This is a genomic window from Streptomyces sp. NPDC008079, assembly GCF_042957385.1.
GTDB lineage: Bacteria > Actinomycetota > Actinomycetes > Streptomycetales > Streptomycetaceae > Actinacidiphila.
Genome location: NZ_JBIBIC010000001.1, coordinates 1,553,466 through 1,565,585 on the forward strand (window position 1 = coordinate 1,553,466; position 12,120 = coordinate 1,565,585).

Annotated in this window: 17 protein-coding genes, 1 tRNA gene and 1 riboswitch; of the genes, 13 read left to right on the forward strand and 5 right to left on the reverse strand. The window is 69.5% G+C overall.

The window, feature by feature from the left end; all coding sequences use genetic code 11:
- The first annotated feature begins 8 nt into the window (after positions 1-8).
- The 5 genes from moaC (at position 9) to ACFZAM_RS06875 (ending at position 2,996) form a co-directional block, all read left to right on the forward strand.
- Positions 9-491: a cyclic pyranopterin monophosphate synthase MoaC gene (moaC, locus tag ACFZAM_RS06855; protein WP_355337867.1), complete on the forward strand. Its 483-nt coding sequence runs from the start codon at positions 9-11 to the stop codon at positions 489-491.
- Positions 488-1,036, forward strand: coding sequence for a molybdenum cofactor synthesis domain-containing protein (locus tag ACFZAM_RS06860; protein ID WP_391043373.1), 549 nt, complete (start codon positions 488-490; stop codon positions 1,034-1,036). Before moaC ends, ACFZAM_RS06860 begins: the two co-directional genes overlap by 4 nt.
- Positions 1,033-1,653, forward strand: coding sequence for a GNAT family N-acetyltransferase (locus tag ACFZAM_RS06865; RefSeq protein ID WP_188279753.1), 621 nt, complete (start codon positions 1,033-1,035; stop codon positions 1,651-1,653). The genes ACFZAM_RS06860 and ACFZAM_RS06865 overlap by 4 nt, the downstream gene beginning before the upstream one ends.
- A gap of 117 nt (positions 1,654-1,770) precedes the next feature.
- Positions 1,771-2,835 carry a gephyrin-like molybdotransferase receptor GlpR gene (gene glpR, locus ACFZAM_RS06870; RefSeq protein WP_391043377.1) on the forward strand — a complete coding sequence of 355 codons (1,065 nt, stop codon included), beginning with the start codon at positions 1,771-1,773 and terminating at the stop codon, positions 2,833-2,835.
- A gap of 87 nt (positions 2,836-2,922) precedes the next feature.
- Positions 2,923-2,996 (forward strand) — tRNA-Ala (locus tag ACFZAM_RS06875).
- Between the two features lie 230 nt (positions 2,997-3,226).
- Here the strand turns inward: ACFZAM_RS06875 and ACFZAM_RS06880 are convergent.
- The gene (locus ACFZAM_RS06880) at positions 3,227-3,646 is read right to left on the reverse strand and encodes a hypothetical protein (RefSeq protein ID WP_391043380.1); all 420 of its coding nucleotides are present in this window, start codon (positions 3,644-3,646) and stop codon (positions 3,227-3,229) included.
- An 82-nt stretch (positions 3,647-3,728) separates the two neighbouring features.
- Between ACFZAM_RS06880 and ACFZAM_RS06885 the strand changes: the two genes are divergently transcribed.
- A complete protein-coding gene (locus tag ACFZAM_RS06885; RefSeq protein ID WP_391043383.1) occupies positions 3,729-4,628 on the forward strand; it encodes a hypothetical protein in 900 nt (299 codons plus the stop codon).
- A gap of 223 nt (positions 4,629-4,851) precedes the next feature.
- Here ACFZAM_RS06885 and ACFZAM_RS06890 read toward each other — a convergent pair whose 3' ends face one another.
- The 3 genes from ACFZAM_RS06890 to ACFZAM_RS06900 all read right to left on the reverse strand — a co-directional run bounded on the left by ACFZAM_RS06890 (position 4,852) and on the right by ACFZAM_RS06900 (position 6,909).
- Positions 4,852-4,995 carry a hypothetical protein gene (locus ACFZAM_RS06890; protein WP_391043386.1) on the reverse strand — a complete coding sequence of 48 codons (144 nt, stop codon included), beginning with the start codon at positions 4,993-4,995 and terminating at the stop codon, positions 4,852-4,854.
- The gene (locus ACFZAM_RS06895) at positions 4,995-6,119 is read right to left on the reverse strand and encodes a hypothetical protein (protein WP_391043388.1); all 1,125 of its coding nucleotides are present in this window, start codon (positions 6,117-6,119) and stop codon (positions 4,995-4,997) included. The genes ACFZAM_RS06890 and ACFZAM_RS06895 overlap by 1 nt, the downstream gene beginning before the upstream one ends.
- Positions 6,120-6,372: 253 nt before the next feature.
- Positions 6,373-6,909, reverse strand: coding sequence for a hypothetical protein (locus ACFZAM_RS06900; protein WP_391043390.1), 537 nt, complete (start codon positions 6,907-6,909; stop codon positions 6,373-6,375).
- Positions 6,910-7,099: 190 nt separating this feature from the next.
- On the opposite strand from ACFZAM_RS06900, the gene ACFZAM_RS06905 reads away from it, so the two are divergent.
- From ACFZAM_RS06905 to ACFZAM_RS06935, 7 genes are all read left to right on the forward strand, one after another.
- On the forward strand, positions 7,100-7,480 hold the full coding sequence (locus ACFZAM_RS06905) for a hypothetical protein (RefSeq protein WP_391043393.1): 381 nt from the start codon (positions 7,100-7,102) through the stop codon (positions 7,478-7,480).
- A complete protein-coding gene (locus tag ACFZAM_RS06910) occupies positions 7,473-7,976 on the forward strand; it encodes a hypothetical protein (RefSeq protein ID WP_391043395.1) in 504 nt (167 codons plus the stop codon). Before ACFZAM_RS06905 ends, ACFZAM_RS06910 begins: the two co-directional genes overlap by 8 nt.
- Before the next feature lie 192 nt (positions 7,977-8,168).
- Positions 8,169-8,594 (forward strand): DUF4259 domain-containing protein, encoded by a 426-nt coding sequence (locus ACFZAM_RS06915; protein ID WP_391043396.1) that lies wholly within the window; start codon positions 8,169-8,171, stop codon positions 8,592-8,594.
- Between the two features lie 41 nt (positions 8,595-8,635).
- On the forward strand, positions 8,636-9,040 hold the full coding sequence (locus tag ACFZAM_RS06920; protein ID WP_391043398.1) for a hypothetical protein: 405 nt from the start codon (positions 8,636-8,638) through the stop codon (positions 9,038-9,040).
- 98 nt (positions 9,041-9,138) lie between these two features.
- Positions 9,139-9,816, forward strand: a complete 678-nt coding sequence (locus ACFZAM_RS06925) for a DUF4253 domain-containing protein (protein ID WP_391043401.1) — start codon at positions 9,139-9,141, stop codon at positions 9,814-9,816.
- A 296-nt stretch (positions 9,817-10,112) separates the two neighbouring features.
- Positions 10,113-10,199: riboswitch (ZMP/ZTP riboswitch) on the forward strand.
- Positions 10,200-10,248: 49 nt separating this feature from the next.
- A complete protein-coding gene (locus ACFZAM_RS06930; protein WP_391043590.1) occupies positions 10,249-11,079 on the forward strand; it encodes a tetrahydrofolate dehydrogenase/cyclohydrolase catalytic domain-containing protein in 831 nt (276 codons plus the stop codon).
- Between the two features lie 108 nt (positions 11,080-11,187).
- Positions 11,188-11,817 (forward strand): dihydrofolate reductase family protein, encoded by a 630-nt coding sequence (locus tag ACFZAM_RS06935; protein ID WP_391043403.1) that lies wholly within the window; start codon positions 11,188-11,190, stop codon positions 11,815-11,817.
- Here the strand turns inward: ACFZAM_RS06935 and ACFZAM_RS06940 are convergent.
- A complete protein-coding gene (locus ACFZAM_RS06940; RefSeq protein WP_391043592.1) occupies positions 11,802-12,044 on the reverse strand; it encodes an AEC family transporter in 243 nt (80 codons plus the stop codon). The genes ACFZAM_RS06935 and ACFZAM_RS06940 overlap by 16 nt on opposite strands.
- Positions 12,045-12,120: the final 76 nt, after the last annotated feature.

The following is a 12,120-nucleotide window of genomic DNA, read 5'->3' on the forward strand; positions in this document are numbered from 1 at the left end:
GGAGAACGATGAGCAGCGCGCAGCAGCACCTCACCCACCTCGACGAGGCAGGCGCGGCCCGAATGGTCGACGTCTCCGCCAAGGACGTCACCGCGCGCACGGCCAGGGCGACAGGACGGGTCCTGGTCGATCCCGGCGTCATCAAACTTCTGCGCGGCGCAGGCGTTCCGAAGGGCGACGCCATCGCCACCGCGCGGATCGCCGGGATCATGGGCGCCAAGCGCACCCCTGACCTGATCCCGCTCTGTCACCCGTTGGCGGTGTCCGGTGTGACAGTCGACCTGGTGGTCGCCGACGACGCCGTGGAGATCACCGCCACCGTGAAGACCACCGACCGCACCGGGGTGGAGATGGAGGCGCTGACCGCGGTCACCGTCGCCGCGCTCACGGTCATCGACATGGTGAAGGCCGTCGACAAGGCGGCGGTCATCACCGATGTGCGGGTCGAGGAGAAGACCGGCGGCAAGTCCGGCGACTGGCACCGCGCATGACCGGGCCCGCCGTACCGCAGGCCGCGCCGGGCCGCACCCTGCGCGCGCTCGCCGTCACCGCGTCCAACCGCGCCTCCGCGGGGGTGTACGAGGACCGCGGCGGCCCGCTGATCGTCGCCGCGCTCCAGGAGTGGGGTTTCACCGTGGACGGCCCGCGGGTCGTACCCGACGGCGCGCCCGTCGGCGAGGCGCTGCGCGAGGCGGCCGAGGCCGCGTACGACGTGGTGGTGACCACCGGCGGCACCGGTATCTCGCCGACGGACCGTACCCCCGAGGTCACCCGGGAACTGCTCGACTACGAGATCCCCGGTATCGCCGAGGCGATCCGCGCGGCGGGCCGGGAGAAGGTGCCGACCGCCGTGCTCTCCCGTGGCGTGGCGGGGGTGTGCGGGCGCACGCTGGTGGTGAACCTTCCCGGTTCGAGCGGCGGGGTCAAGGACGGCCTCGCCGTACTCGCCCCGCTCCTGGTGCACGCCGTCGACCAGATCCATGGCGGCGATCACTTGAATGACCAAACGACTTCAGTCCCTGGGAGACCGAGCTGAACGGGTCCTGGCCGGTTGAGTTGGTGGACGGTGACATCACCCTCCGCCCGATCCGGATGCGTGACCAGCGCGCCTGGCGCGAGGTCAACCGGCGCAACCGCGACTGGCTGCGTCCGTGGGAGGCCACCGTGCCGCCCGCCCCGCCCGGCCATGTCGCGCAGCGCCCCACGTACCGTCAGATGGTGCGGCACCTGCGCTCGGAGGCGAGCGCGGGCCGGATGCTGCCGTTCGTGATCGAGTACCAGGGGCGGCTCGCGGGGCAGCTCACCGTCGCGGGCATCACCTGGGGGTCGATGTGCTCGGCGCACGTCGGTTACTGGGTGGACGAGGCGGTCGCCGGGCGCGGTGTGATGCCGACGTCGGTGGCGCTCGCCGTCGACCACTGCTTCCGGCGCGTCGGACTGCACCGCATCGAGGTGTGCATTCGCCCGGAGAACGGTCCCAGCCGCAGGGTGGCCGAAAAGCTCGGTTTCCGGGAGGAGGGGCTGCGTCCGCGCTATCTGCATATCGACGGTGGATGGCGGGACCATCTGGTCTACGCGCTGACGGCGGAGGAAGTCCCGGAGGGGTTGCTGAACCGCTGGCGGCAGGCCAGGCCCGGGACGCACCAGAAATAAAACAATTGTTCGAAAATGAAGCCAATCGCAAAAAAATCTCGGCATATCAGCCAGATCGTGCGACACACCGGGCCAAATTGCGTATGGCGTGTCTCGATCACCCCTACCGTGTAACGCGTGAGCAGTAGTGGCCTCATCTACGCAGTCATCGTCGGGGCCTGGGCTGCCTACTTGGTGCCCATGTGGCTCCGTAGGCAGGATGAGCTCAACGAAGCGCGTCCGACGGAACGCTTCAGCACCGCCATCCGGCTTCTGTCCGGGCGCGCGGCGATGGAGCGGCGTGTCGCGAAGGCGCGAGGTGAGAGCGTCGAACCCGCGGAAGACGCAGCCGACGACGTATCCGAGGACGACCTCGCCGGAGCGGTGGACGTCCGCGGACTCGCCGTACCCGCGACCGAGGTGCGGCCGGGCATCCCGCAGGGCGCCCACGGCGTCCACGGAGCACGCGGTACTCAGGGCGCGGCCGGCGCGCATGGTGCGCACACCGCGCATGGTGCCCGTCCCGGCGTGCCCAACCCGCGTGCCAAGGTGCTCGCGCGCCGTCGCCGCACCACGACACTGCTCTTCCTCGGCTTCACCGTCGGCGCCGTCGCGGCGGCCGTCGGCGGCGTCGCGCTGCTCTGGGCGCCCGCCATCCCGGCCGTTCTGCTGACGGTCTACATCGGCCAGATGCGTCGCCAGGAGCGGCGTCGCTTCGAGGTGCGCATCGACCAGCGGTACGCCGCCGAGGCCGCCCGACGCCTGCGCGCCCGCCCCGAACCGGCCGCCGAGGAGCACCAGCACCAGCACCAGGCGGCGCCCGCCGAACGCCCCGCGCCCTCGCCGCGTACGGCTGACCGGCGCGCCCTCGTCGAGCAGACCGACCACGCCGAGTGGGTCGACCAGCAGCGCGCGCAGCAGAACAACGACGACGGCTGGGAGCCCGTACCGGTCCCGCTGCCCACCTATGTGACGGCTCCGGTCGCCCCCCGTACGCCGGGCGGCGTCGACCCCGGCGCGCCCGACACGTGGAGCGCCGCCAGGTCCGGCACCGCCGCCGCGGAATCCGCCCCGGCGGCTGCCGCGCAGGAGTCCGCCCCGGCCGCCCCCCAGCCGCGCCGCCCGCGCCCGCGCACCCCCCGCACCCCGCTCTTCGACCAGTACGCCGACCCCTCCGACCGCCCCCGCGCCGCCAACGAGTAGTGCCGCCAGGCTTCCCGGACATCCGGACCAGCGTGAATCGCGTTCACGACCACCCGTCTCGGGATGCTAGAGTTTTCCTCGTTGCAAGGGCCTGTGGCGCAGTCCGGTAGCGCACCTCGTTCGCATCGAGGGGGTCAGGGGTTCGAATCCCCTCAGGTCCACAACCAACTGTTTACGAGTTGTCTGGTGAGCGGTTGACGAGATCCCGTCCGATCTGATTGATCGGGCGGGATCTCGTCGTTTCTGGTGTCTGTTCGATGTGCTGTCCGAACGCGGCAGGCGTCGTGACATCTGTCCGGTGTCGTCAGCCTGTGGGGCCGGGGCGGGTCGGGTGCGGAGGGTGTTCCGGGGCCTTAGCCGGGCGTGCGTGATCGCGTGTGGTGCTGAGCTCTCAGGTGACGGTGCGGATCTGCGGTCGTGCGGGCGGAGGAATCCTGGTCGCGGCGGGAGGCGAGAGGGCAGGACCGCTGGGTGCGCCGGCTTCGCAGAGGGTGGTGAGGGCTCGCTCGGTGCCGGTGGTCTGCTGCCAGGTGAACAGGATGTGCAGGTTGATGCTGCAGATCATCAGCGCGAGCAGGATGGTCTGCGCGACTCGCCCGTGGGCGAGCCGTTTGGCGGGGTCGGAGATGTCGAGGCCGTGGCTCTTGGCTCTGCCTTTGAGACCTTCGATGTTCGCCCGCTCGGGCCGGTAGATGTCCTGCCAGGTGGGGTGGAGGTAATGGCGGTCCTGGCGGAATTTGTCGAGTTTGCCGAGGCCACCTGGCCGGACGGTGATCGTCGGCTTCTGGCAGATCCGCGGCAGTTCGTTCATGGGCAAGGGCCGCAGCCGTTCGCCTTGCGGGATCGGGACGGTGGGCTTGGCAGCGGTGTGTGCGGCGGTGGCTCGCTTGTTGGTGAGGTCGACGACGGCCGACTGCGGCGCGGGGACGCGGTGGGAGTGGTTGAAGCGGGGGCAGGTTACGGCAGGCGAGGGACCCGCCGACGAGGAGGGCGCCCTGGTAGGTGCCCTGGACGCCGCGGTACTGCTGTTTGTAGTCGAGGACCAACTGGTAGCCCATGGTGCGGACCGGCTGTGCGAAGTTCTCGGTGGTCTGGTCGGTGTAGGCGCGGTCGGCTGCCAGCAGTCCCGTCGGGAAACCGAACGGGGCGAGCTGGGCCAGGGAGTGGACGGCGTTCGGGCCGATGCGCTTGCCCGGGGTGTCCAGGCCGAGGGCGAGTTGCGGATGCCGGCTGACACGTTCACCGGCCTGCGGGTGACCTGCGGGGTGCCGTCGGCTGGCGGCGACCAGGAGGCTGGCGGAGTGCCCGAAGATTCCTTCCTCGGAGCCTCCGCAGTAATGCGAGCCCGCGGTCAGCTCGACGGAGGCCAGGCCCCGCCGTTCACGGTGCGGACGGTGCCAGTCGGGAATCGGTGTGGTGTCGGCGCCGATGTCGCCCCGCCAGCCCTTGAGCAGGCCCCGGCGGTGAGCGAGGCGGACGGTGATCAGGATCAGACGATCGCTGATCTCCTGCAGCAGCTCCAGGCGCCGTTTGTGCTCGGCGTCCGTGTCCTCCCAGGCGTCGGCCACGATCCCGGCCTCTTCGGCGGGAAGCCGGCGGCGCCGGTCGCAGCGCTGCGGGTCCAGGGCGGTGGTCAGGCGGTCGAAGGACCGGTAGACGCGGCGGGAGAACGCGATCCTGGCGTGGCCGTCAGCCCTGCTGTTGTCCGGGATGCCGAGCCAGGAGCGGGTAGGGGCCCGCAGCTCATCGAGCAGAACCGGCAGATGTCCGCGAGGCTCGCGCTGCGGTGGTAGGGCAGCGCCAGCAGCAATCCCACCAGCACGGTCCGGACTGGCAGCCCCTTCGGTCCCGGGCGGCCCGCCAACTCGGCGTCAATCAGCTCCAGCACCCCGGACTGGTGCAGGACGGCATCGAGCTGGCCGACCTTGGAATCGGGGATCTCGAAGGGGGCGTCGGTCACCGGCCGGGGTCGGCAGTGCTTGATCTTCTCCGGGTTCCGCCAGGCCCGGGGCTTGGTCACCGCTGCTCCGGGCCCCGCAACAGCCGGGCTGCGGTCGCCTCGTCCACGGGCGGCACCAGATGCTGCCAGCGGGCCAGGGAGGCGGCGGAAGCCAGTCCGGCCGCTTGGGCGATCAGGTGGTGATCAATATGCGCGCGCATCACTCGACGATCCACGTCGCTCGCAGCCGGCCCACGGACACCGCGGGCGTATTCCCCGGCGGCCGGTGCATCAGGGACCAGGAGCCGATCAGGTTCTTGGAGTATTCGACGGTCCGCCCGGGCCGGAACACGTACCCGCTGCCCGCCCGTTCCGCCAGTTCGCCCAGCCGGGCATCCCAGCCGGCTCGGGCGACGAGCGGGACCAGACGCTTGACGCCCTTGTGCAGCAGCGGCCCGCCTTGGCGAGGACGCCGCAGATCGACGCCGCGACTGGCCGCCACCTCCCCGGGCGTGAGCCCCAGCCCCGCGCCCAGGCCCAGAAGTGCCAGGGCATCGGTCCGCTGCTGGCCCGGCAGGTGATCGGCCCAGTGCCGCAGACCCGCCAACTCGGCTGCCGTGTAGGGCGGGTGCGGAGACGCTTCCGCGTGCATCCGCGACGGGGCTGCCTCTCCGCGCTCGCTGAAGGCCAGAGCATCCCGCACCCGCAGGAGCCACGTCCGGTAGGTCCGCACCGACGACGTTTCGATGTCTCCTGCCCGCGACAGGACGAACGCGTCGATCACCTCATTGCGCAACCACGTATCCGGATCGCGTTCCAGCCCCGCCGACTCGGCCCACAACGCCAGGCGCCCGAGGACGTGCAGCAGCCTCTCCACCTCGTAGGGAACCGAGCTCACCGTGGCAGCGGCCACCGAGCTGACGAGTGGCGCGACCTCGTCCCAGAGCGGTGGAGCCTGCCGGGGGCGGTAGCGGGCGATCTTCGCAGACGTATCGGGATCAACGACTACGGTCCATACATACCGGCTGGACAAGCAGCCATTCCAAGCGTGATCGACTTCGACTGACAGGATGGTGCGCGCATGGTCGGCGGACGCGCCCGCGCACGCTCCCCCCGGCAGATGACCCGCGATCCGGAAGCCTGGCCCGAACAGACCAGCCCCGACCCCGCGGCCGAGGCGGTTCGACAGATCGCTGACGCCCTCACCCGGGCGCTGGCCGATCAGGGACTGAGCCTGCGGGCGGCGGCGGCCGGTTCCGGAGTCAACCGGCAGGCCATCGCGGATCTGCTCGCCGGGCCGGTCCTGGCCCGACGTGGCCACTGTCGCCCGACTGGGCGCGTTCACCGGAGGGCGGCTGTGGCCGCGAGATTCCACGACCGATCGAACTGGGACGCATTGAGCCTCGATTCGCGCCCGGAACCGCACAACGGCGACCGGGCATGACGACTTCGCGGCTCCACGCTTTGAGGGGGAAAGGCATCTACTACGCTCGAAAACGCGGGAGCCACCGTTCACTTGGGCGCTCACGCACATTCGGCACCGCCGAGCTGAACCCTCGGCGGTGCCACCCTCCCCGGCCGCACCGGCGGCCGTCGCGTCACCTCATGCCCACTCCTTCCTGACGGTGTCCGCCAGCCGTGGGCGCGATCGCGAAATACGCCGTCGGGCCTTCAACCACCCGGCCCTCTTTCGCCATCCGCTTCAGCCGGGAACGGGTCGTCTCCACCCGCCGCGTGCTCGTGACGTCCTCGCCGATCGCCGCGCAGATGTCCTGCACCTTCATCGCCCGCCCAGCCCCAGCCAGAAGCACCAGCATCTGCTCGCGTGCCACCTCCCAGTCCAACTGGGTCCCGGACGCAGCAGAAGCACCCGAGCTATCGCCATCAGCCGAAGCTGAGACCTCGGCCGAACCGCGGGGCGAACTGCTGGCGGGCGGCGCCTGCCCGGCCTCTTCCGACGCTGCCTGAGGACCCTCGGTGGAAGCACCGCCGCCCAGAAGCGATTCCGCCGTCTCCCGGGTGATGGTCAACCGCGCCAGCCGTTCCTCGGCGACGGTGATCTTCTCCCGCAACGCGGACAACTCGCCGCGCACGATGGCTTCTTCCTCATCCAGACGCTGAAACAGCGATGTCATCTCGTCCCGCCAGTCGCCCGCAGCCGACAGCCGGCTTCCACGGCCTCCGAAGCTCCAGGCAACCGTAGAAGGGAGCGCACCAAGATCGCAGAAGGTGACCGCTCATGCCCCCAAACAACCACACACGCCTGCCTTCCGCCCGCACCGCGTCGCCCCACGACAACTCCCGTCCGCGCCGTAAGCTCATCTCGTGCCGGCAGAGGACAGCCCCCAGAACAGCGTCAAGCACTGGCAGGAGTGCACCAGCGTCTACGACTTCCTGGAGCAGGTCCGTCTGCGACCTGGCATGTGGCTTCCCGGCGGCTCACTCCAGCACCTGCACTCCATCCTCATCGGCTACCGAGTCGCACTGGGCGTGCACGACATCAACGAACCCTTCGATTTCTGGCCCGACGGGGACTTCACCTACTGGCTTCGTGAGCAGCAGGGCATCTCCGGTTCCCTCAGCTGGGCAGCAGGCATCGAGCGTGCGACACCAGCGGACTCCACACCGGTCGAGGAGTTCTTCCGGCTGTTGGCCCAATTTCGCCAAGTCGGACGCCGAAGGTGGGAGGACGAGGCCGGTGCCTGATCTCCAGTTCAGCTGGGAACTCAGCGGGTCCGGCTGGGCAACCTGCCGCATCGCAGACGGGTCGTCGGAGCGCAAGGACATCGTCAGCTACCTCACCGATGCCCTTGCCGACCTGCTTCACAGCGTTGCCGGCCTCTACAGCCTGAACTCCGTCCACCGGTTTTCCTTCGACCTCGAACCGGCCGAAGTCAGGTGGGTCCTCCGACGTCTGGGGCCGGACGTGGACATAACGATCTACCGCTTCCCAGACATGTCCGCGAGCTTCGACGCGAACGACGAGGCCGGCACGCTCGTATGGACCTCGACGCAAAGCCGTAGCGCCCTGAGTCACGCTGTCATCGAGGCCGCGCAGTCAGTGTTGCGGCTTCACGGCGAAGAGGGCTACCGAGCAAAGTGGGTGCAACACCCCTTCCCAGCCGCAGCACTGCAAGACCTGCGTCGGCTGCACATCCGAGAGGACGCATGCGGCAACCTGCATGACATTTCCGCCCCATAGGCGGCCCACGCTTCTCCCGGGAAGCGATCACCACTCGGGAAGCGATCTCCAAAGGCGTTGGACGTGCTGGTCAGACCCACGTCTGGCAGCCGTTCCCGACCCCGGCGTACTTCACGCTGGTCCGGTCCGTGCGGCCGCTGTCAGTGGCCTCTGTCAGGATTCCTCGATCAGCACCGTGATGGGAAGAGACTTATGGGCACTTGGGACGTCGGCCCCTTTGGCAACGACACCGCAGCGGACTTCTGTGGCGACCTTGACGAGGCTGCCGCAGGCGAACGCGAGGGCCTCGTCCGCGGCGCTCTCACCCGTGTGATCGACACCGTGGACTACCACGAAGCGCCAGAATCAGAGGTAGTCGTGGCCGCGGCCGCCCTCGTCGCGGCGCAGTGTCCCGGGGGTGAGCCTGCTGATCCCGTTTATGGGCCGGAAGAGCTCCTTCCTGATCTCCCCGGCCTGCGCGATCTGGCACGTCAGGCCCTCGGCCGTGTCATGACCGAGCCGTCCGATCTGATGGAGCTGTGGGCCGAGCCGAGTGGCGCCTCCTGGCGCGCGAACGTCCGCCAGTTGCAGAACGTGCTCCTGCCACAGCCTCCTGGAGAGCAGTTCAGCCTGATCTGACCGACCGCGACCGCTACTTGAGTCCTGCCTGAAAGGCCACCATGAGCTGGGATGTGCTCCTCCTCCGCTTGCCCGACGAGGTCACCTCGATGCACGAGCTTCCCGACGACTACTCGTCGGAACCGCTCGGCCGGCAATGCGACGTGCTCGCGGCTGTCACCCGGGCCGTTCCCGAAGCTGATCTCTCGGACCCCACGTGGGGCGACCTGTCCGGCCCCACTTGGTCCATCGAACTCAGCATCGGCTCGGAAGACCCGGTGGACTCGATCATGCTTCACATTCGGGGCTCCGGCGACGACGTGTTGGCACCCGTCTTCCGCCTTGCAGAGGCTTTGCGGTGCAAGGTGCTCGATCTCGCCGAAGGGGACCTGATCAATCCGGGACAGACGTCGGGCTGGCACACCTTCCAACAGTTCCGTGACGGTGTGCTCGGATCCGCTCAGTGATGCCGCCCGGCCGGATGATCACGTCCAGTGAAGGCGATGGGGATTCCCAACCCCTATGGCTCAGCGACGAGCCGGCCGCAGCCGGGCTGTGGGCTCGGATGCACGCCGAACACAGAGGCTCCGGCCAGTGGCCCCTGCTGCTGGACGCGCTCGACCCCGAGGATGCCGAATTCCGCCCCTGGGGATCGGGCGAGGTTTTTCCAGAGCAGATGTCCGCTGCCACGGGCCACGACCCAACCGCCCTTCTCGCGAAGTGGTGGGCGACGTATACCGCCGTCGATGAAGACGACGACATGCTGTCGGCCGATCGGCGCCTCGCCGTCACCGCCCCCTTCGAGCAAAGCTGGCCTGGACGCGCACCCAGCCGAGAAGCCGTGTTGAGCGCTGACCAACTGGCCGCCGAGTACGCCGAGGTGTTCCTTTCCGACCACCCCAAGTCGCGTCTCGGGCTGGTCACCGCCGCATCCGGCGCAGAAGCCCTCGCAACGGCAGGATGGTCCGGTCCCGCCAACTACGACAACGACACGGCGAAGTTCTCCGCGATCGTCGGCGACTGGGAGAACCGGTTCGGCGCCCGTGTCGTCGCTGTCGGCTTCTCCACCCTGCATCTCAGCGTCGCAGCCCCACCCACAACTGAGGAGGACGCCCTCCTGGTCGCTGCGGAGCACTTCGCCTTCTGCCCTGACAACATCTGGCAGGGCAGACGCCCGTACACACTGGGCGCGTACGCTGAGCGGCTCACCGGTGTCCACAACTGGGACTTCTGGTGGGACTGAGGCCCCTCGCTGACACCTCGCGCGGGAAACGATCAACCTTGCCGCGGGAAGCGATCTTCACGGGCGCCACGTGTGCCTGATCAGAGGTATCCGTCAACACCCCACAACAGGGCCGTTCCTGGGCGATTTCGGGAACGTTTGACGGAATCCCGCCGGTCTTCATGATCGGACGGGATTTCTGTCGTTTTACGGGGTCCGTTCGCGACGGTTCAGGGCGGCGGAGCTTTTCAGGGCGGCTTGCGGCCCCGGACCGCCACCGGCGACACGGGGCGGGGGCGGCGGGGGCGGATAGAGTGCGGGTGGGCCGTGACTGGCGCTGAGGTGGAGTACCACCGGGGAGCGGCCTGACGCATACGTCGGTGCCGTGCGCCTGGGCGAGTGGACTGAACACGCCTGGAGGCAACGGTGGCATCGACACATACCGCGCGGCTCATGGACGGGGCCGGTCTTGCCCGGCGCATCATGGGGGAGACCGCCGCCAGGGCGTCGATCCTTGCGCGGCGCACAGGATTCGCGCCGTGCCTGGCGACGGTGCTGGTGGGTGAGGATCCCGCGTCGGTGACGTATGTGCGGATGAAGCAGTCGCGCAGCGCGAAGGCCGGAATCCTGTCGCGCCATGTGGCGCTTCCCGCGCGGACCAGTACGGCGGAACTCGTGGAGACGCTCGGCGCGCTGTCGGCCGACCCCGAGGTGCACGGCATCTTGTTGCAGCATCCGGTGGGCCCGCACATCGACGAGCGGGCGGCGTTCGAGGCCATCGCGCCGGAGAAGGACGTCGACGGCGTCACGGTCAGCTCGTTCGGCGCGATGAGTTTCGGCCTGCCGGGATTCGTGTCGTGCACGCCGGGCGGCATCATGCGGCTGCTGGAGGAGTACGAGGTCGGGCTCGCGGGGAAGCGCGCGGTCGTGGTGGGCCGCAGCGCGATCCTGGGCAAGCCGGTCGGGATGCTGCTGCTGGCGAAGGACGCGACGGTGACGTACTGCCACTCGCGTACCGAGGACCTGGCCGCGGTGGTCGCGGAGGCGGACGTCGTGGTGGCGGCGGTGGGGCGGGCCCGGCTGATCCGGGGTCAGGACATCAAGCCGGGCGCGGTGGTGATCGACGCCGGGTACAACGCGGGCAATGTCGGCGACGTGGACTTCGAGACGGCCCGCGGTCGTGCGCGGCTGATCACGCCGGTGCCGGGCGGGGTCGGGCCGATGACGATCGCCGTGCTGCTGGCGCAGACGGTGGACGCCGCCGCACGCCAGCTCGGGGTGTGAGGGCCCGGGACCGGGACGGGCCGCCGTTGCCGCGGCGTTGAGCGCGGCCGACCTGCGCCGATGTCCGCTTGAGGGGCAATTGTCAGTGGTGGGTGGCAGGCTGTGACCGTGACCAGGACTCAGTACTACACAGCGACCACGCTCGACGGATTCCTCGCCGATGAGGCGAATTCGCTCGACTGGCTCTTCGAGGTGGACACCGAACCCGGAGAGCCGTTCGAGCGCTTCATAGCGGGCGTCGGGGTGCTGGCGATGGGTGCGACGACGTACCGCTGGGTGCTGGAGCACGAGAAGGTGGTGGACCGGCCGGAGGAGTGGCGGCGCTGGTACGGGGACCGGCCGTGCTGGGTCTTCACGCACCGGGACGATCTGCCCGCCGTGCCGGGGGCGGACATCCGCTTCGTCCAGGGTGACGTACGGCCGGTGCACGCGGAGATGGTGGCCGCGGCGCTGGAGGGGAGCGGTGGCAGCCGCGGCTACGGGGAGAACGTGTGGCTGCTCGGCGGCGGCGAGTTGGTCGGGAACTTCGCCGACGCCGGGCTGCTGGACGACATCATCCTCGGCGTCGCGCCGGTGACGCTGGGAGCGGGGGCGCCGCTGCTGCCCCGACGGCTGGACGGGGGGCGGCTGCGGTTGACGGACGTGGAGCGGGTCGGCCAATTCGCCTATCTCACGTACGAGGTGGGGCAGCCGGTGACGCCGTCCGCCGGTGGGGGCGGGGGTCAGCCGAGCGCGTAGGCGATCAGGGTGAGGGTGACCATCGAGAGCAGGGTGGTGAGCAGGACGGTGTCGCGGGGGAGGTCGGTGGGGAGCCGGTATTCGGAGGCGAAGATGAAGGCGTTCTGCGCGGTGGGAAGTCCGGCGCACAGGACGACGGCGAAGAGGGCGTGGCCGGAGAGGGTGAAGGCGTAGCGGGCCAGCAGATAGGCCAGGAGGGGGTGGACGACGGTCTTGAGACCGACCAGGGCGGCGTTCGGTGCGCGCGGCCGGGGTGGGGCGGGAACGGGCGTGCAGCGACATGCCGAGGGCGAAGAGCGCGGA

Coding starts and splice junctions, on each gene's coding strand:
- moaC (WP_355337867.1), top strand. CDS start 9: ATGAGCAGCGCGCAGCAGCACCTCACCCACCTCGACGAGGCAGGCGCG.
- ACFZAM_RS06860 (WP_391043373.1), top strand. CDS start 488: ATGACCGGGCCCGCCGTACCGCAGGCCGCGCCGGGCCGCACCCTGCGC.
- ACFZAM_RS06880 (WP_391043380.1), bottom strand. CDS start 3,646: ATGAACGAACTGCCGCGGATCTGCCAGAAGCCGACGATCACCGTCCGG.
- ACFZAM_RS06890 (WP_391043386.1), bottom strand. CDS start 4,995: ATGCGCGCGCATATTGATCACCACCTGATCGCCCAAGCGGCCGGACTG.
- ACFZAM_RS06900 (WP_391043390.1), bottom strand. CDS start 6,909: ATGACATCGCTGTTTCAGCGTCTGGATGAGGAAGAAGCCATCGTGCGC.
- ACFZAM_RS06915 (WP_391043396.1), top strand. CDS start 8,169: ATGGGCACTTGGGACGTCGGCCCCTTTGGCAACGACACCGCAGCGGAC.
- ACFZAM_RS06920 (WP_391043398.1), top strand. CDS start 8,636: ATGAGCTGGGATGTGCTCCTCCTCCGCTTGCCCGACGAGGTCACCTCG.
- ACFZAM_RS06925 (WP_391043401.1), top strand. CDS start 9,139: ATGCACGCCGAACACAGAGGCTCCGGCCAGTGGCCCCTGCTGCTGGAC.
- ACFZAM_RS06930 (WP_391043590.1), top strand. CDS start 10,249: ATGGACGGGGCCGGTCTTGCCCGGCGCATCATGGGGGAGACCGCCGCC.